13 protein-coding genes, 2 tRNA genes, 3 rRNA genes and 2 pseudogenes are annotated in these 18,548 nt (G+C 41.7%); 6 read left to right on the forward strand and 14 right to left on the reverse strand.

Annotated features, from left to right (window positions below; genetic code table 11):
* Position 1 precedes the first annotated feature (1 nt).
* Both J5A74_02430 and J5A74_02435 read left to right on the forward strand, forming a co-directional pair.
* Positions 2-625: a hypothetical protein gene (locus tag J5A74_02430; protein ID QUI96223.1), complete on the forward strand. Its 624-nt coding sequence runs from the start codon at positions 2-4 to the stop codon at positions 623-625.
* The gene (locus J5A74_02435) at positions 612-1,322 is read left to right on the forward strand and encodes a hypothetical protein (protein ID QUI96224.1); all 711 of its coding nucleotides are present in this window, start codon (positions 612-614) and stop codon (positions 1,320-1,322) included. Before J5A74_02430 ends, J5A74_02435 begins: the two co-directional genes overlap by 14 nt.
* 68 nt (positions 1,323-1,390) lie before the next feature.
* Here the strand turns inward: J5A74_02435 and J5A74_02440 are convergent, their stop codons facing one another.
* The 9 genes from J5A74_02440 to J5A74_02480 all read right to left on the reverse strand — a co-directional run bounded on the left by J5A74_02440 (position 1,391) and on the right by J5A74_02480 (position 11,017).
* The gene (locus J5A74_02440) at positions 1,391-1,966 is read right to left on the reverse strand and encodes a chorismate mutase (protein QUI96225.1); all 576 of its coding nucleotides are present in this window, start codon (positions 1,964-1,966) and stop codon (positions 1,391-1,393) included.
* Positions 1,967-2,033: 67 nt separating this feature from the next.
* Positions 2,034-2,106, reverse strand: a tRNA-Gly gene (locus J5A74_02445).
* 62 nt (positions 2,107-2,168) lie between these two features.
* Positions 2,169-5,063 (reverse strand): 23S ribosomal RNA (locus J5A74_02450).
* A 199-nt stretch (positions 5,064-5,262) separates the two neighbouring features.
* Positions 5,263-5,335, reverse strand: a tRNA-Ala gene (locus tag J5A74_02455).
* A 4-nt stretch (positions 5,336-5,339) separates the two neighbouring features.
* A 5S ribosomal RNA gene (gene rrf / locus J5A74_02460) occupies positions 5,340-5,457 on the reverse strand.
* Positions 5,458-5,518: 61 nt separating this feature from the next.
* A 16S ribosomal RNA gene (locus J5A74_02465) occupies positions 5,519-7,048 on the reverse strand.
* Together the 16S, 23S and 5S rRNA genes with 2 tRNA genes alongside form the textbook arrangement of a ribosomal RNA operon.
* A 317-nt stretch (positions 7,049-7,365) precedes the next feature.
* Complete coding sequence (locus J5A74_02470; GenBank protein ID QUI96796.1) at positions 7,366-8,853, reverse strand: SEC-C domain-containing protein; 1,488 nt, start codon at positions 8,851-8,853, stop codon at positions 7,366-7,368.
* Positions 8,854-8,954: 101 nt separating this feature from the next.
* Positions 8,955-10,730, reverse strand: coding sequence for a 1-deoxy-D-xylulose-5-phosphate synthase (locus J5A74_02475; protein QUI96226.1), 1,776 nt, complete (start codon positions 10,728-10,730; stop codon positions 8,955-8,957).
* Positions 10,731-10,813: 83 nt separating this feature from the next.
* Positions 10,814-11,017, reverse strand: coding sequence for a hypothetical protein (locus tag J5A74_02480; protein QUI96227.1), 204 nt, complete (start codon positions 11,015-11,017; stop codon positions 10,814-10,816).
* 51 nt (positions 11,018-11,068) lie between these two features.
* Between J5A74_02480 and J5A74_02485 the strand changes: the two genes are divergently transcribed.
* Both J5A74_02485 and J5A74_02490 read left to right on the forward strand, forming a co-directional pair.
* Entirely contained in the window at positions 11,069-11,368 is a 300-nt protein-coding gene (locus J5A74_02485) for a transposase (protein ID QUI96228.1), read from the forward strand.
* 2 nt (positions 11,369-11,370) lie between these two features.
* Positions 11,371-12,260: pseudogene (locus J5A74_02490) on the forward strand (IS3 family transposase).
* Here J5A74_02490 and J5A74_02495 read toward each other — a convergent pair.
* The 3 genes from J5A74_02495 to J5A74_02505 form a co-directional block, all read right to left on the reverse strand.
* On the reverse strand, positions 12,257-12,853 hold the full coding sequence (locus tag J5A74_02495; GenBank protein ID QUI96229.1) for an RNA polymerase sigma factor: 597 nt from the start codon (positions 12,851-12,853) through the stop codon (positions 12,257-12,259). The pseudogene J5A74_02490 and the gene J5A74_02495 sit on opposite strands and share 4 nt — an antisense overlap.
* Before the next feature lie 135 nt (positions 12,854-12,988).
* Positions 12,989-13,639: a bifunctional 4-hydroxy-2-oxoglutarate aldolase/2-dehydro-3-deoxy-phosphogluconate aldolase gene (eda, locus tag J5A74_02500; protein QUI96230.1), complete on the reverse strand. Its 651-nt coding sequence runs from the start codon at positions 13,637-13,639 to the stop codon at positions 12,989-12,991.
* A gap of 67 nt (positions 13,640-13,706) precedes the next feature.
* Positions 13,707-13,901 (reverse strand): DUF4250 domain-containing protein, encoded by a 195-nt coding sequence (locus J5A74_02505; protein QUI96231.1) that lies wholly within the window; start codon positions 13,899-13,901, stop codon positions 13,707-13,709.
* Between the two features lie 159 nt (positions 13,902-14,060).
* Between J5A74_02505 and pfkB the strand changes: the two genes are divergently transcribed.
* Together pfkB and J5A74_02515 are read left to right on the forward strand one after the other, a co-directional pair.
* A complete protein-coding gene (pfkB, locus tag J5A74_02510) occupies positions 14,061-14,981 on the forward strand; it encodes a 1-phosphofructokinase (GenBank protein QUI96232.1) in 921 nt (306 codons plus the stop codon).
* 14 nt (positions 14,982-14,995) lie between these two features.
* Positions 14,996-16,945, forward strand: a complete 1,950-nt coding sequence (locus J5A74_02515; GenBank protein QUI96233.1) for a fructose-specific PTS transporter subunit EIIC — start codon at positions 14,996-14,998, stop codon at positions 16,943-16,945.
* A 189-nt stretch (positions 16,946-17,134) separates the two neighbouring features.
* Here the strand turns inward: J5A74_02515 and tnpB are convergent.
* Positions 17,135-18,082 (reverse strand): annotated as a pseudogene (tnpB, locus tag J5A74_02520) (IS200/IS605 family element transposase accessory protein TnpB).
* The gene (locus J5A74_02525) at positions 18,078-18,467 is read right to left on the reverse strand and encodes an HAD-IC family P-type ATPase (GenBank protein ID QUI96234.1); all 390 of its coding nucleotides are present in this window, start codon (positions 18,465-18,467) and stop codon (positions 18,078-18,080) included. The pseudogene tnpB and the gene J5A74_02525 overlap by 5 nt, the downstream one beginning before the upstream one ends.
* Positions 18,468-18,548 lie beyond the last annotated feature (81 nt).

Below are 18,548 nucleotides of genomic sequence, written 5' to 3' on the forward strand. Positions count from 1 at the left end.
GATGAAAAAATTATTTCCTATTATCCTAACCAGTGCATTGATTGGTACAGGATGCACTCAAGCCCATACTGCATTTTCAGTTGGTAGCATCAAAGATGGCGTATATATAAACAAAACATTTAATTTGAAGTTTGAAGGAACTTCCCACAACTTTACCTATAGCACAACCGAGCAGAGCAATCACGACCTTTCCACCCAGGAGGCGGTTGCCCTGCTCAAAGAGGGAAAAACTTACACCGATATGACCTGTGCAGATGCCAAGGCCTACAATACCATCAATGTCACATTGCAAAATGCAACCATTGTCTATCCTGATGCCAATAAAAATATCGACAAAATTGTGGATGCTGCCTGTGAAAAAGCAAAGGAAACATTTCAACAATCTGCAGGAAAAGAAATCGATGTGGATAAGACGATTGTAAAAATTAATGGCGACAATGTCCCTGCCTTCACTCTGTCAGCAACTGCAGGTGAGCAGACCTTTTACTCCACCTATGCCTTTTTAGTGTCAGGTGACTATGTAGCCACCATCTCCACTGCGAATTTAGGCGAAAATCATGCTCAAGAAATTTATGATCTATTTACACCAGCAAATGAGAAAGGAAAAAACAATGAGAAAAAATAAGCTTTTTGCTGCGGCTCTTCTCCTTGGCAGTGCCATTAGCTGTTGTGCCTGCGGTAGTTCAAAATCAAATGATACCTCATCAACAACACCACCAATACAAACCACAACTGCCCCAGAGACCACCAAGGCCTCAGAGGCCAAGCCACTCTCTATTGGAAAGTTTTCTAATGACGGCATCTATACTAATGAGGCTTTTGATCTTCAGTTTGATCCGAACCCCCTACAACTCATTATGGCCAACGACGAACAGCTCTCTCAGATGAGTGGAATTTCTATTGAAAACTCTCTCACACTGGAAAATGCTCAAAAGGTTATTGATGAGGGTAAATTCTACATGGATATGGCAGCCTATAGCTCTGATGGCAATTCCACTGTCAATGTCGGCATACAAAACATAGAAAAGGTCTATGGCTCCACAACAAATATCGATCATGCTATAGAAGAATCCATGAATTCCATGAAAAAACAATTGGAATCTTCTGGTATGACCAATGTGGAAATTTCAAAGACCACAGCTACCTTTAAGGGCAAGGAAACTCCTGCTCTTCGTATCAGTGCAGAGGCCAATCACCGCAAAGTCTATGAGACTCAAGTCTTTATTATGGATGGCAATTATATGGCAACGATCACCGCCACAATGGTCAATGAAAATCACGAGCAAACATTGCTCGATGCATTTTTGAGCATCAACAAATAATTTGTCACAAAGCGTGAGCAATATTGAGTAAGAATACCAATATCGCTCACGCCTGTTTTATTCCATTTCTATTCTTCTATAAATTCTTGGATGTGAAAACTTGCACTTTCCATAGAAAGTTGTAACATCAATTTTTGAAAATAAACATCATGAATATCTCCAAGAATCACTAGCTCAAAGGTCACTGCCCGATTATCCTTTGCATATTCTAAGAGTTTCATTTGATCCATATTAAAACCATAGTCGCCAATCATACTCAAAATTGAAGACATTGCATTGGGAATGTTCGGTCTTGTGAGCACCAACTTTACCGATTTCATTTTTTCTGGAATCTTTAGTCCTTCAATCAATCTTTCAAATAATTCTGGTACCTTTTCATATAAAATACTGTATTGATACATTCGACTTGTTTCTGTCACTTTGCGAACAACCGATAAGTACTCTGCTCTTCGGTCGATTGGCACATCTGCTCCTAAATTTTCAAGCATCGACTCCTCTCGATCCGCACGATAAATTACATAATTCTTGTCTCGAATTTTAGATGCCACAACCTCTGTGGAACAATTTAACCTCTCCATAATGAGCTCTCGAATTTTTTGATCAATGCGATCGATATCCTCTCGAATTTCTGCTAATTCTCTCATCCCAACCTCCTAAAATTTCCAAAACGCAAAAAGAGAGAAAAGCCTAAGACCTTCCTCTCTCCATTAGAGCGCGAGACGGGACTCGAACCCGCGACCCCGACCTTGGCAAGGTCGTACTCCACCAACTGAGCCACTCGCGCAAATTCATACCTTCAAAACCACATATCAAACACCATCTATCCATTTCTAACCAATCCGACCTGTTGGTTAAACCCTCGACCGATTAGTAACAGTCAGCTAAGTATGTTGCCACACTTACACCTCTGCCCTATCTACCTCGTCGTCTTCAAGGGGTCTTACTACTTGCGTATGAGATATCTCATCTTGAGGGGGGCTTCACGCTTAGATGCCTTCAGCGTTTATCCCGGCCCGACTTGGCTACCCTGCGATGGGGTTGCTCCCCAACAGGTGCACCAGCGGTCAGTCCATCCCGGTCCTCTCGTACTAAGGACAGCTCCTCTCAAATATCTTACGCCCACGCCGGATAGGGACCGAACTGTCTCACGACGTTCTGAACCCAGCTCGCGTACCGCTTTAATGGGCGAACAGCCCAACCCTTGGGACCGACTTCAGCCCCAGGATGCGATGAGCCGACATCGAGGTGCCAAACCACTCCGTCGATGTGAACTCTTGGGAGTGATAAGCCTGTTATCCCCAGGGTAGCTTTTATCCGTTGAGCGATGGCAATCCCACTTTATACCACCGGATCACTAAGTCCTACTTTCGTACCTGCTCCACCCGTCGGTGTCGCAGTCAAGCTCCCTTCTGCCTTTGCACTCTTTGAATGGTTTCCGACCATTCTGAGGGAACCTTTGAGCGCCTCCGATACCCTTTCGGAGGCGACCGCCCCAGTCAAACTCCCCATCTGACAGTGTCCCCCACCCGGATCACGGGTGCAGGTTAGAAATCCAATCATACAAGGGTGGTATCCCAACAGCGGCTCTGCAAAGACTGGCGTCCTTGCTTCTTCGCCTCCCACCTATCCTGTACAGGTATAATCGAATCCCAGTATCAAACTAGAGTAAAGCTCCATGGGGTCTTTCCGTCCTGGCGCAGGTAACCAGCATCTTCACTGGTACTTCAATTTCACCGGGTGCATTGTTGAGACAGTGCTCAAATCATTACGCCTTTCGTGCGGGTCGGAACTTACCCGACAAGGAATTTCGCTACCTTAGGACCGTTATAGTTACGGCCGCCGTTTACTGGGGCTTCAATTCAAAGCTTCGTTGCCTGACTTCTCCTCTTAACCTTCCAGCACCGGGCAGGCGTCAGCCCATATACCTCACCTTTCGGTTTCGCATAGACCTGTGTTTTTGCTAAACAGTTGCTTGAGCCTATTTTCTGTGGCCATCCCGGAGGATGGCACCCCTTCTCCCGAAGTTACGGGGTCATTTTGCCGAGTTCCTTAACAATGCTTCTCCCGCCGGCCTTAGGATTCTCTCCTCATCCACCTGTGTCGGTTTACGGTACGGGCACTTATTACACAATAGCGGCTTTTCTTGACAGCTCCTTCTCCAACTTCCCTACTTAATTTCGGTCCGCATCACCTATTCCTGTTGCATGGCGGATTTTCCTACCATACCAGTACTTGGCTTGCCCCAGTCTTTGCATTCCTGGGTTTGGATACGTCTCTGTGTCCCCACATTTCTGATAATAAGCGGTACAGGAATCTAAACCTGTTGTCCATCGACTACGTCTTTCGACCTTGCCTTAGGTCCCGACTTACCCAGAGCAGATCAGCTTTACTCTGGAAACCTTAGATATTCGGCCTGAAGGATTCTCACCTTCATCTCGCTACTCATTCCGGCATTCTCTCTTTTTATTACTCCACTGCTCCTTATCGGTACAGCTTCTACGCCTATAAAAATGCTCCTCTACCAATGTATTGCTACATTCCTAAGCTTCGGTGTTGTGTTTTAGCCCCGGACATTTTCGGCGCAAGACCTCTCGACTAGTGAGCTATTACGCACTCTTTGAATGTGTGGCTGCTTCTAAGCCAACATCCTAGTTGTCTCTGAAATCTCACATCCTTTTCCACTGAACACATACTTTGGGACCTTAGCTGTAGGTCTGGGCTCTTTCCCTTTTGACTACCCAACTTATCTCGTGCAGTCTGACTCCTGTTCATCATTTCGATGGCATTCGCAGTTTGATATCTCTTAGTAAGCTTTGACGCCCCCTTAAGAATTCAGAGCTCTACCTCCATGAAACTAAAACAAGGCTAGTCCTAAAACTATTTCGAGGAGAACCAGCTATCTCCGGGTTCGATTGGAATTTCTCCCCTATCCACACCTCATCACCACCCTTTTCAACGGATGTGTGTTCGGTCCTCCATTCACTTTTACGCGAACTTCAACCTGGACATGGATAGATCACCCGGTTTCGGGTCTACATCCACTGACTATTTCGCCCTATTCAGACTTGGTTTCCCTTCGGCTTCACACCTGTAGTGCTTAACCTTGCCAGTCAATGTAACTCGCCGGACCGTTCTACAAAAAGTACGCGGTTGTGCGTTCATGTATCGCACTTCCACAGCTTGTAAACATAGGGTTTCAGGTTCTCTTTCACTCCCCTCCCGGGGTCCTTTTCACCTTTCCTTCACAGTACTATGCGCTATCGGTCACTAAGGAGTATTTAGCCTTGGGGGGTGGTCCCCCCGACTTCCCACAAGGTTTCTCGTGTCTCGTGGTACTTTGGATCCTGCTCGCTGTCTATTGTTTTCCCATACGCGGCTCTCACGCTTCTTGCCAGCTTTTCCAAAACTGTTCTGGTAACAAATCGACTCACTTGTCGCAGTCCGTAACCCCGCGGTGCACGCACCACGGTTTAGGCTCTTTCGGTTTCGCTCGCCGCTACTCCCAAAATCGAGTTTTCTTTCTTTTCCTCCGGCTACTTAGATGTTTCAGTTCACCGGGTTCCCTTCCATGCGTTATGTATTGGCGCATGGATACTTGGAGTTTGTCCAAGTAGGTTTCCCCATTCAGATATCTACGGATCAAAGGATATGTGCTCCTCCCCGTAGCTTTTCGCAGCTTATCACGTCTTTCATCGGCTCTTAGTGCCTAGGCATCCACCCTACGCTCTTTATGTTTAACCAACTTCGTCATCTTCTGCGGTGAAGATCACTTTCTCAGATACTAGCGTGTATCCTGTTGGTCGGTTTGGTTTGTTTCTTTTTTCGGATACTAAATCATTGCAATTTAATATCACCTCGGATGTCTAAAATATTTAATCAAATATTCTAAATCTGTTTGATATGCAGTTTTCAAGGTACGATGCTAGATCTCTCTAGCGAGTGGAGATGGAGAGATTCGAACTCTTGACCCCCTGCTTGCAAGGCAGGTGCTCTCCCAACTGAGCTACACCCCCATAAATTTGGCACCCACCTACTCTCCCATACCGTCTCCAGTATAGTACCCTCGGCCGCTTAGGTCTTCACCATCGTGTTCGGGATGGGAACGGGTGTTACCCCTAAGCGCATCGGCACCAAAAAGGTTTGATGACCTTGGATTAAAGATCAAACAGTACCCACAACCCTTACTTCTTCCTTAGAAAGGAGGTGATCCAGCCGCACCTTCCGATACGGCTACCTTGTTACGACTTCACCCCAGTTATCCTCCCTGCCTTCGGCAGCTCCCTCCTTGCGGTTGGGTCACTGACTTCGGGCATTGATGACTCCCATGGTGTGACGGGCGGTGTGTACAAGACCCGGGAACGTATTCACCGCAGCATGCTGATCTGCGATTACTAGCGATTCCAGCTTCATGTAGGCGAGTTGCAGCCTACAATCCGAACTGAGACGTTATTTTTGTGATTCGCTTGACCTCGCGGTTTCGCTTCACTTTGTTTACGCCATTGTAGCACGTGTGTAGCCCAAATCATAAGGGGCATGATGATTTGACGTCATCCCCACCTTCCTCCAGGTTATCCCTGGCAGTCTCCCTAGAGTGCCCATCTGACTGCTGGCTACTAAGGACAAGGGTTGCGCTCGTTGCGGGACTTAACCCAACATCTCACGACACGAGCTGACGACAACCATGCACCACCTGTATCCGCTGTCCCGAAGGAAAGTCCCCATTACGGGACGGTCAACGGTATGTCAAGACTTGGTAAGGTTCTTCGCGTTGCTTCGAATTAAACCACATGCTCCACCGCTTGTGCGGGTCCCCGTCAATTCCTTTGAGTTTCATTCTTGCGAACGTACTCCCCAGGTGGAATACTTAATGCGTTAGCGGCGGCACCGAAAGACTATGTCCCCCGACACCTAGTATTCATCGTTTACCGCGTGGACTACCAGGGTATCTAATCCTGTTTGCTCCCCACGCCTTCGAGCCTCAACGTCAGTTATCGTCCAGTAAGCCGCCTTCGCCACCGGTGTTCCTCCCAATATCTACGCATTTCACCGCTACACTGGGAATTCCACTTACCTCTCCGACACTCTAGCTTCACAGTTTCCAAAGCAGTCCCGGGGTTAAGCCCCGGGCTTTCACTTCAGACTTGCCAAGCCGTCTGCGCTCCCTTTACACCCAGTAAATCCGGATAACGCTTGCCCCCTACGTATTACCGCGGCTGCTGGCACGTAGTTAGCCGGGGCTTCTTAGTCAGGTACCGTCATTTTCTTCCCTGCTGATAGAGCTTTACATACCGAAATACTTCTTCACTCACGCGGCGTCGCTGGATCAGGGTTCCCCCCATTGTCCAATATTCCCCACTGCTGCCTCCCGTAGGAGTTTGGGCCGTGTCTCAGTCCCAATGTGGCCGATCACCCTCTCAGGTCGGCTACTGATCGTCGCCTTGGTAGGCCTTTACCCCACCAACTAGCTAATCAGACGCGGGTCCATCTTGCACCACCTCAGTTTTTACCCCTGTACCATGCGGTACTGTGGTCTTATGCGGTATTAGCAGTCGTTTCCAACTGTTGTCCCCCTGTGCAAGGTAGGTTACCCACGCGTTACTCACCCGTCCGCCACTCAGTCTGTCATTCTTCCACCCGAAGGTCTCCAAACAACAGCTTCGTTCGACTTGCATGTGTTAAGCACGCCGCCAGCGTTCATCCTGAGCCAGGATCAAACTCTCATGTTTAAGTTTTGATCTAGGTCATGATTGCACTAGCAATTTGTATCCTATGATTACTGAAGCTTTGTTTTCACAAAGCCAAAGGTTTTATTACATTCTTGAAATTCTTATAAGAAATTTCAGGGTTATGTGTACTGTTTAATCTTTAATTTTCAAGGTTCTTTGTTGTCGCTTCGTCAGCGACTCAGATATAATATCATAGTGCCATAACTGCGTCAAGCACTTTTTTTATTTTTTTTATTTTTTTATTTTCCAGACAAAATATCGAAAAAGGCAGGACCTTTTTGGGTTCTGCCTTCTCATCGAGTTTACCAAAACTCACTTTATTTATTTCGCCCACAGCACTTCTTATATTTCTTTCCACTTCCACATGGACATGGGTCATTTGGATAAATCTTTTTCTCCTGTTGCTTTTGAGGCTTAGATAAAAAAGCGTGTGCTGGTGCCTGCAAAGAAACTTTCTTGGCCACCTCTTTTGGCTTATGTCCTCTGAGTTCAAACATTCTTGTGTTTTGACTTACTTCTTCCAAAATATGTGTAAATTTCTTCACCATCTCCTCTGAGCGAAAAATGATTCTCTCTCGATTGACAATCTCCATATAGTCATTGACTTTTCCAGAAGCCACAAAGGTATGAAAGGCATGCAAACAGAGATTCCTTGCTCTATCCTCTCCCAGTTCCATATCCTCTAAATAAAAGCGAAACAACTCCTGATAGGACTTCTCACAACTTGGATAACCATTCTTTGCATAGGTTAAAATTTCTTCCACTGTCGGAATATAAAATTCTACATTCCTCTGCAACATCTCTGCTCTTTTTTCGCTTCCATCCTCCAAGACATGCTTTGCAATCACCTTATCTTTAACGACCCTACAAGCCATAAGGTAATCTGGCAATTCTGCTAAAACTTTTTCAAAATGTGGATAATCCACATTGATATGCCTTTTTTCCTTGTACATTCGATACAATATTTTTACAGGTGCAACAAGATAGATCACCTGAAATACTCTAAGACAAGTCAAAAGCCAGCTGGCTTCTTCATGAAACTTTGCATACCCCGTCTCCAATAATTCCTCATAAGCTAGCTTTACCTCTTTAGGTACTTCCACCATATTATCTGCAAAAATAGCAATATAATTTAAATCATAGAAAATCGTAAGCCTTGACCATTCCTCTGGTGTTGGAATAAATGAGTCCCTCTGCATAGCCTGATCAAATGCATCCAATTCCTCTTTGGTCGCAAGTAAGAGTTGCTCTCCCATCACCTTCTTTGAAAGAAGCAATGAAACTAACTGTGCACGCATATTAGGAATTGTATCATCTTTTAATTCGCATCCCACACGCCCTGCCAATGCACAAAGATCAGCTTTTCCATAACTATCAATCAAATCCGAAACTTCCACTTCTTTTTCATCTTCAGCTACCCAAACGGCATTTTCACTTTTTAGTGCATCTAACCTCTCTTGTACTATCTCTTTGCTCTGCCAATACTCATCCTTACTCGGTGCTACTTGCTTAAGAATAGTAGTGTGCTCTAGGGCATCCACTTCCCCTTCCATCTCTACTCTATACTCTGGTAAATTTTCTCCCATTTTAAGAGTAAACCACTTTTCACTTTCTAACCACTCTTTGGCCAAAAGCTCTGCACCTAATTGATACTGATAAGTAGAAGTGACTTTAGATAGATCACTGACAACTCTTTCTTTTCTATTATAAAACTCAAACTCATAGCTTTGTTCACTTGGTAATTCCAATGCTACAGCCAAAACATCCGCTAGTTGTGCAAAGGTCACTTCTGCACTCAAAGCCATCCTTCTCCATATTGGTGGCTTTGAGCCCTTTCTAATTGCCTTTACTTGAATAAACTTTGTCATAATTTTTATTTTCTCCTCATTCTGCAATAAACCCCCTATTATGATATCATATCTTCCAATACTTTGTGAATATCTGCGATGATTGACTCATTATCCATTCCAAGCTCTTTCACTAGCTTCGATGGCGAATATCGATCATAGAATACCTTGTCCAATCCATAATTTTTTACTTTCATAGGAGATATCCCATAAAATGAAGCAATTTTTTGACCAAATCCACCTTCTACGACACCATCTTCTAATGTAACAACAAGCTTATGTTGCTTTTCAAGTTCTTCTAGCATCTCCTGATCAATACTAGAAGCAAAGCGTGGATTGATGAGTGTTGGTTTAAAAGAAAGCTCCTTTTCAATTTCATCCGCAAGTTTTTCACCTCGCTGATAAAAATCTCCTAGAGCAATAATGGCCACCTTTTCCCCTTTTCGTTCCATCTTAAAGCTACCTAGCTGACTATAATCTTTATCTGATTCTCGATAGGTAACCTCATTTCCCGGAATGAGAATCATCACAGGATGTTCCTTTTGATCAAGTGACCAATCCAACATATGGATATACTCCGACTTAGAGGATGGTGCTAATACGACAAGGTTTGGAATATTTGCAAATTCTGGGATGCCAAAAATTCCAAGATGAGTAACATCTGTCATTGCATCAAAACTACTATAATTGAGCAGTATCGTCACTGGAGTGCGATTGATACCTACATCTTGAGAAATCTGATCATATGCTCTTTGCATAAATGTAGTACAGGTCACAACCAGTGGTTTTACCCCATTTTTTGCGGCTCCAGAAGCCATGGCCACAGCCTGTTCTTCTGCAATCCCTACATCAATATACTGACTTCCAAGTTCTTTTCTAAGGTGAGCATCCAGTCCAGCAGCTGATGGCATGGCTGGTGTAATAACCAGTAAATCCTTATCTTTTTTTGCCTTGTCCATAATGTATTTGGCTGTAATGCTTGTATAATCCTCTCCCTCTCCAAAATCAACAGTTGGAATTCCTGTTGAACGATCAAATGGAAGCGTCCAATGCCAATTTTCTTTATTTTTCTCTGCTAGCTTATATCCAAAGCCTTTTATTGTGTGAATATGAAGCACAATCGGATGATCGATGTCCTTTACCTCCCTAAAGGCCTCTACCATAGTCTCTATGTCATTTCCATTTTCAACATATCTGTAGTCAAGTCCAAAGGCTTTGAATAGATTATTGCTGGCCTTTCCATTGGTGTCACGAAGTTCTTTTAGATTTTTATAGATACCACCGTGAGTTTCTGCAATCGCCATTTCATTGTCATTGACGACAACAATAAAATTTGAATTCAGCTCTGACCCTACAACATTTAAAGCTTCTATTGCCTCGCCACCTGATAGTGAGCCATCTCCAATAACGGCAATGATGTTTTCGTGATCCCCCTTTAGATCTCTAGCCTTTGCCAGCCCAGATGCTAAAGCTATAGAAGTGGAAGTATGACCAATATTGAAAAAGTCATGTTCACTCTCATCAGGATTTGTATACCCTGAGTCCTCTCTAAACCTGTCCTCATCGATATAGCCTTCCTTTCGCCCTGTAAGAATTTTATGCGGATAGGATTGGTGCGACACATCAAATACAATCTTGTCCACAGGTGAATGAAATACATAGTGCATTGCAATTTCAGCTTCTACCATACCAAAGTTTGGACCAAAATGCCCCCCAATATGGGTCAGTCTATTGAATAACGCCTCCCTAATTTCACCTGCTAAAAGCTTTAACTCCTCCAAGCTAAACTTCTTTACATCCTCTACTCCATGAATTTTTTTTATTAATTCGTACATCCCTATCTCCTAATCTTGTTTTTATACATATTATATCACTTTTCTGAATCCATATCAGCTAATGTATAAATGTAAATTTAAGGTTATTGAACTTGAGCAATCAACTTCTCTACCTCCTGCATTGTCATCGCTTGTATTGGCGTGCTAATAGAATAAGTATAACCTCTATCTGTCCATGTTACCAAATTGTACTTTCCATTTTCCCCACTCAATTTTACTTTCTTTCCTAAAATCTCTCTTTCTACTTTTTCTTTATATGGTGTTAGAATATAATTAGTACAAAACAAAATGAGATATTCCCTTATTTGTTATATAATAAACCTTAGGAGGAACTCATTATGTCAAGTAAAAGAAACCATCACTCAAAACAGTTTAAGCTGGATGCTATCAACTATCGAAATGAACATCCTGATCTTACTCAAGTTGAATGTGCCAAGAATCTTGGTATTGGTGTTAGTACACTTGCCAAATGGGAAAGTCAATTTCGTAATAATGACGGTGACATTCCCGTTCGTGGCTCAGGTAACTATCAATCTGATGATGCAAAAGAAATAGCTCGCCTTAAACGTGAGCTTCGTGATGCTCAGGATGCTCTTGATGTACTAAAAAAAGCCATAAGCATTCTGGGGAAAAGCTAACTATTGCTATCTATACAGAGATTTCTGCAAAGGTAGAGGCAGCTAAAGTAAACGGACACCGTGTCTCTACTTCCGGAATGCTTAAATTTTTAGGTGTGTCTCGATCCGGATATCGTTCTTTTCTTAATAGAAAACTATCTTCTACTATTCAGAGGAAGGAAACTATCAAGAAGAATATCCGGCTTATTTATGATACTTCAAAACAAAACTATGGTGCTCCTAAAATAACCAAAGAACTTCGTAAGTCGGGTGAAACTATTGCTGAACGCACTGTAGGAAAATATATGCATGAAATGGGTATTAAAGCCCAATGGATTAAGCCTTTTACTACCACCACCAGAGGCTCTGATTTTAGTACTGAACTTACAAACATACTTGATGAACGATTTAACCCGGAACGCCCCAATGCCGTATGGTACACAGATATTACTTATATATGGACTCAAAATGGCTTTGTCTACCTTAATTGTGTTATGGACTTATTTGCCAGGAAAATAATAGCCTGGACTCTTTCTGATACTATGGAAGTATCAAATGTTGTAGCCACAATTAATAAAGCAAAGGCTTATCGTAATATCGAACAACCTTTAATAATACATTCAGATCGTGGTAGCCAGTATGTATCAAATGCTTGGCGTGAAGCCACCAAAACTATGCAACGAAGCTATTCTCGTTGTGCCTATCCATATGATAATGCGTGCATTGAATCATTTCATTCATTGATTAAAAGAGAATGGCTAAACAGATTCAGTATTCAAAACTACAGCCACGCATATAGGCTTGTATTTGAGTACATTGAAGCACGGTAAGGATTCATAGTCATTGTGATTATATGTCTCCTGACGAGTTTGAAAAGCTATATAATAAGGCACGTGTTCTTCCGGCATCTTAGCCGGTAGAACCTCTCATTTTAATTTGTACTAAATCTTGACATAGGACCAAATAGCCCTCTCTCTCTAACACACCTTTTAATTGTAAGCGAAGTCGAGACAAGGTCATTTTCACTTTGCTCTCGCCACAATTCATTTTTTTTGCAATCTCTTGAATGGAATCACCAAACCAATATCTTCTCATAAAGATTATTCTTGCCTCTGGTCTCAACGCTCCCAAAAATTGGTCAATTACTTCTGTCAATCCAGTCTCATCCAAAGTAGTTTCTTTCATAGCTAAGCATTCTGCAAGTTCATCAAGTAACACAGGAATTTCTCCCTCCCCCCGCTTTTTCGCATGAAGATAGTCATAGCGATCTAAGGAAATATTTCGAATTACTTTTGCTAAAAATGATAAAAACATCTTTGGTCTCATTGGCGGAATGCTATTCCATGTCTTTAAATAAGTGTCATTTTCACATTCCTTGGCATCCTCCATTAATCTCAATATTCCATAAGAAATACCAACCAATATTTTTCCGTATTTATTTTTTGTCTCCAAAATGGCATCTTCCACACGCTCAAAATAGAGAGCAACAATCTGTTGATCTTCCACAACATTACTCCTTTCTTTCCCCTTCACTATGTTAGACGGCAATATCTTTTTCTTGGTCACAATACAATAAAAAATATAGGGAAAATTCTTAAACTAAAAGAATTTTCCCCATCTGTGTCAACATCATCAACTATTTTATTCTTCTACCGCCTTTACAAATGCTCTTGCTATCTCTGTCACACTTTCATAGCCTTCTGTGGCAACCTTGCTAGCCAGTGCAGAGCCCACACCCACAGCACAAGCTCCTGCCTTTTTCCATGCCGCCACATTCTCGACAGCCACACCACCGGATGGCATCAAATCCACCTCTGGAATCGGTCCATGCAAGTCCTTAATAAACTTTGGACCAAGCACATTTCCTGGAAAAATTTTAATAATCTTACACCCTATTTCCATCGCAGAGACAATTTCTGTAGGTGTCGAGCAACCTGGAAAATAATAACTATGATTTTCTAGTGCCACTTCTTGAATAGCTGCTGAAAAATGTGGACTTACCAAAAACTTTGCTCCTGCCTCTAGTGCCTCTCTTGCGTGCCTTGGACTCATCACTGTTCCCGCTCCGACTACGATATTTTTATCGCCCGCAAATTCCTTTGACAATGCAGCAATGGCCTTTGGTGCATCTGGAGTTGTAAATGTAATTTCAATATTATAAATTCCGCCCTTTGCCGCATGTCTTGCAATCTCCATTGCATCTTCAACAGATTTTCCGCGAATAACCGCAAAAAAATAATTCCTCTTTAACTTTTCTAACATAAACCCCGCTACATAGATTGCCAATCTCATCCGCATCTATGCCCTTTCTTTTCGAATTGATGTTGACCTGCTACGGGGTATTATAACATATCGCTAGTTATTTCGCCATATTCCCATAAATAAATGTATTTTTTGCCATATCATAGGTATATCCGACCTTTGCAAGCTTTTCCTTCAATTCATTTTCATCAATGTCTTCACTTACACAAAAATCACCTAAAGTGCTATAGTAGTCCCTCAACTTTGTGTTGACATAGGACAATAATATGATTGGATCTTTTGGCAGACTCATTTTTTCTCCTCTTTCTCCTTACTCCCACTTTACTATCGAGTATAGCAAAACCAAATATCAATGTCCATATTCCAACAAAAAATTTTATAAATAACAACCACATTACAAAGGAAAATATGTTATACTACATTTATAGATAACAGTAAAGGAGGTTAAGCGATGTACTATACCATCACACTCAATCCAGCAATTGATATGCTGACCAAAGTTGAAAATTTTGAACTTGGCAAACTCAATCGAACTGGAGAATCCAATTATGTTGTAGGAGGAAAAGGGATCAATATTTCTCTATTGCTAAAAAATATTGGCAAGGAGAGCAAGGCTCTTGGCTTTGTTGCTGGTTTTACGGGAGATTTTATTAAAGAGGAATTGACAAAGCAGGGAATCAAATCCAATTTTATCGAAACGGAGGGCTTTACAAGAATTAACATCAAGTTAACTACAGATACGGAGACAGAAATCAATTCCCAAAGTAGCAAAGTGAATAGGACAAATATTCTTGATTTCTTCTCTTCATTAGATGAATTGACCTCTGAAGATACTGTCTTTTTGTCAGGAAATATTATCCCTGGTATGGAAGATGACGACTTTGTCCATATTGCCAAAAAAGTCAAAGAACAGGGAGCAAATTTGGTTGTAGATAGTAACAAGGATATGGTTCTTCACACCCTAAAGTACCATCCTTTTATCGTCAAGCCAAATGAATTTGAACTGGGGGAGATGTTTGATGTTCATCTTCAGAGCTTGGAAGACATTGCAATTTATGCCAAAAAATTGCAGGAAATGGGTGCTCAAAATGTCTTAGTTTCCAGAGGAAGCAAAGGAGCGATTCTCTTTACCCACAGTGGAGAAATTTTTAGTGCCAATATTGCCAAGGGAAAAGTAGTCTCTACGATTGCCGCAGGAGACAGTATGCTTGCTATGTTTGTGGCCAAATACGACGAAACCAAAGATTTTCCACTAAGTCTACAATATGCCTCTGCTGCTGGAGGAGCCACTTCTTTTTCTGCTGGAGTAGGAAAGCAAGAATTAATTAATGAACTTCTCGTCCAAATCAATGTTGAGAAAATATCACTATAAAAAGGAGGGAAAAGATGAAGTTAACCGAGCTGATTCAATTTGACTTAATTCAATTCAATTTCTCAGCAAGTGACAAAAAAGATGCCCTAAATAAGTTGACAGGAATGCTCGTAGAAAAAGGAATTATTGAAAATAGAGACGAATTCCTTCAAGCTCTCTTTGATCGAGAGGCCATGTCAACCACAGGAGTAGGAGATGGCATTGCCATTCCTCACGCCAAAGCCAGTTGCTTTAAAAAAGCTATGATTATCTATGCAAAGAGCAATGACGGTGTAGAGTGGGAAAGTTTTGATGGTCAAGCTGCCAAACATATTTTTATGATCTGTGCACCAGCCAATGGAGCAGACGAACATCTCAAGGCATTAGCTACGCTATCTACTGCTTTGATGAATTCAGAAGTGAAGACTCGACTTGATCAAGCCACCACAAAGGAAGAAGTCAAAAGTACATTTGAAGACTTTGTAAAATCCACACAAGAAGAGCCAAAGCAAGAGTCTCAACAAAGTGGAAATCAAAACAAGAAGTATATTCTGGCCGTCACAGCTTGCCCTACAGGTATCGCCCACACCTTTATGGCTGCTGAAAAGATTAAAGAAGCTGCCAAAGAAATGGGACTGGATGTCAAAGTCGAAACCAATGGACAAATTGGTGTGGAAAACAAATTGACGAAAGAAGACATTGATCGAGCTGTGGGAATTATTGTTGCCGCAGATAAGAAGGTAGAAATTGCTCGATTTGACGGTCATCCTACGCTCTTTACTAAAGTTGCCGATGGCATCAATAAGCCAAAAGAATTAATCCAGACCATTTTAGATGGCAAGGCGGAAATTTATCACCACCACGGTGATGGCGAAAAGCATAGCAGTGAAAGTGCTGAAGGTGAAAGCTTGGGACGACAAATTTATAAGCACTTGATGGAAGGTGTCAGCAATATGCTTCCATTTGTCGTCGCTGGTGGAATTTTAATTGCACTCTCCTTTTTTTGGGGCATCAATGCCTTTAACCCTGAGGATCCAAGTTACAACCCATTTGCCGAACTTTTATTCGTCTTAGGTAAGTTGTCCTTTAGTATGATGCTCCCTGTACTAGCTGGCTTTATCGGAAGAAGTATCGCCGATCGACCTGGATTTATTGTCGGTATGGTCGGTGGAATTTTAGCAGACCCAAGTATCTTGGGATTAAAGAGTATTCAATGGCTCAATTACACACCTTCTGGATTCTTAGGTGCTCTTGTCGCTGGATTTTTAGCAGGTGGTATTATCTTTATCCTTCGACATGCCTTTTCATGGGTACCTCGCTCTATGGATGGAATAAAACCAATCTTTCTCTTTCCAGTGCTGGGATCCTTTATTATGGGTATATTGATGCTCTTTGTTGTCAATGCCCCTATGGCATGGATTATGACATCACTAAAAAACTTCATTGAAAGTCTAAATGGCAGTGGAAAAATTGTCTTGGGATTTTTAGTTGGTTCTATGATGGCCATTGACATGGGTGGTCCGATCAATAAAGCAGCCTATGTCACAGCAACTGCACTGGTCACCACATCAGGAACCGCTGGAAGTGATGTAATGGCAGCCACAATGTTAGGCGGTATGATTCCTCCACTCGCCATTGCACTTTCTGCTAGTATTTCAAAGGATATTTGGCCAAAGGCACAAAGAGGAAATGCCTTAGTCAACTATGTCATGGGACTTTCCTTCATCACCGAGGGTGCCATCCCATTTGCAGCGAGCAATCCTTTGAGAGTCATTCCTCCACTGTTTATTTCCAGTGGTGTTGCCGGTGCCTTGAGTATGCTCTTTGACTGCAGATCAAAGGCTCCACATGGTGGTATGTTTGCTGTCTTAGTGGGTGCAATTACCAATCCAATCATGTATATTCTTGCAATGATTATTGGAATGGTTTTGGGTGCACTGCTACTGATTGTCTCCCTCAATTTAGGAAAAAAAGCCAATAAGTAGAACGGCCACAAAAGCCCTATCGCTAGAACACATAGCGATAGGGCTTTTTTCCATTTGTTAAATGATATCGTGATTTGTATAAGTGAACTACCCATAGTCTAAAGCCTATGGGCTTCCTGCTTCGCTGACCTCGCAACCTACTATCTCCACAGGCGTTAATTCGGGCAGTCCCTGCCCTATTGTTTTTTCTTATACTACTTGTCTTAATCCTTCTGCCAATATATTTTTTGCCGCATTGATATCTCTATCGTGTTTTGTATTGCAGAAAGGACACATCCAATCTCTTACTTTTAGATCTTTTACATTTGTATTTTTATATCCACAACTAAAACATAGCTGGCTACTTGCATAAAATGTATCTATCTTAATATAATTTCTACCATTCCATTTTGACTTATATTCCAGTTGTCTTGTCAGCTCATACCACGATACATCGCTTATAGTTTTCGCTAAATTATGATTTTTCACCATATTTTTTATCTGTAAGTTTTCCGAAACTATCACTTGGTTTTCGTTTATAATTTCGCTTGAAATCTTATGCAGATAATCTTTTCTTGTATTAGCTATTTTCTCATGGCATAGTGCTATTTGTTTCCTTTTTTTCTGATAGTTCCTACTCCCCTTTGTTTTATTTGCTAATTGTCTTTGTAATCTTGTAAGCTTTTTCTCATATTTTTTAATTGTCTTCGGATTTTCATATTGCTTCCCATCTGATGTGATACATAAATCTTTTATCCCTAAATCCAATCCTATTTGTCCGTTTGTCTTTACAAGTGGACTATGTTCAGTTTCTACAAGAACAGACACATAGTACTTGCCGCTTGGTACCTTAGATATAGTTGCTGTTTTTATCCGACCTGAAAATTTTCTATGTAATTTTATTTTTACCCTTTTTAATTTTGGCAGCTTTATTCTTCCTCTATCAAAATCTACAGTTATATTCCCATTTGTAAAATTGGTTGTATATGATTTACGATTACTGTGCTTACTCTTAAACTTTGGATAACCTGCATGTTCTTTGAAAAACTTTTGATAAGCACTATCCATATTATAAATTGCATTTGTTAAAGCAAATTTATCTACTTCTTTTAGCCATTCATAAGCTTTTTTCAGCTCTCTATTGCAATAATTATTACAATATATGTCGAGCCAAAGCAAACAGATGGGGAAGTTCTTTGACCTCATCATTAACCAGAGCAATGTCTGCGGCATCCACTGCAATATCACTTCCAATTCCGCCCATAGCAATGCCCACCGTTGCCTTTTTTAACGCTGGTGCATCATTAATTCCATCTCCAATCATACAGACAAGTTCATTGTTCCTTTGATAGTGATCAATGGTCTTTAATTTATCTTCTGGCAAACAACTGGCATAAACTTCCTTAATTCCTGCCTCCTCTGCAATTTGATTCGCTGCTGCGGTATGATCTCCAGTGAGCAAAACAGGCACAACGCCAAGTTGATTTAACCTAGAAATCACTTGTTTACTATCACTTCGCAGTGCATCCGACAAGGCAATCAACCCATTCTAAAATTTCCTCTAATTTTTTCATTTACAAGTCACCTTTCTATACCCCTATGGGTATAGAAAGAGTATACCCCT

The organism is Lachnospiraceae bacterium oral taxon 096, from assembly GCA_018141845.1.
Classification (GTDB): Bacteria; Bacillota; Clostridia; order Lachnospirales; family Lachnospiraceae; genus F0428.

Coding starts and splice junctions, on each gene's coding strand:
- J5A74_02440 (QUI96225.1), bottom strand. CDS start 1,966: ATGAGAGAATTAGCAGAAATTCGAGAGGATATCGATCGCATTGATCAA.
- J5A74_02475 (QUI96226.1), bottom strand. CDS start 10,730: ATGTACGAATTAATAAAAAAAATTCATGGAGTAGAGGATGTAAAGAAG.
- J5A74_02485 (QUI96228.1), top strand. CDS start 11,069: ATGTCAAGTAAAAGAAACCATCACTCAAAACAGTTTAAGCTGGATGCT.
- eda (QUI96230.1), bottom strand. CDS start 13,639: ATGAGATTGGCAATCTATGTAGCGGGGTTTATGTTAGAAAAGTTAAAG.
- pfkB (QUI96232.1), top strand. CDS start 14,061: ATGTACTATACCATCACACTCAATCCAGCAATTGATATGCTGACCAAA.
- J5A74_02505 (QUI96231.1), bottom strand. CDS start 13,901: ATGAGTCTGCCAAAAGATCCAATCATATTATTGTCCTATGTCAACACA.
- J5A74_02515 (QUI96233.1), top strand. CDS start 14,996: ATGAAGTTAACCGAGCTGATTCAATTTGACTTAATTCAATTCAATTTC.
- J5A74_02435 (QUI96224.1), top strand. CDS start 612: ATGAGAAAAAATAAGCTTTTTGCTGCGGCTCTTCTCCTTGGCAGTGCC.
- J5A74_02430 (QUI96223.1), top strand. CDS start 2: ATGAAAAAATTATTTCCTATTATCCTAACCAGTGCATTGATTGGTACA.
- J5A74_02470 (QUI96796.1), bottom strand. CDS start 8,853: ATGGCTTTGAGTGCAGAAGTGACCTTTGCACAACTAGCGGATGTTTTG.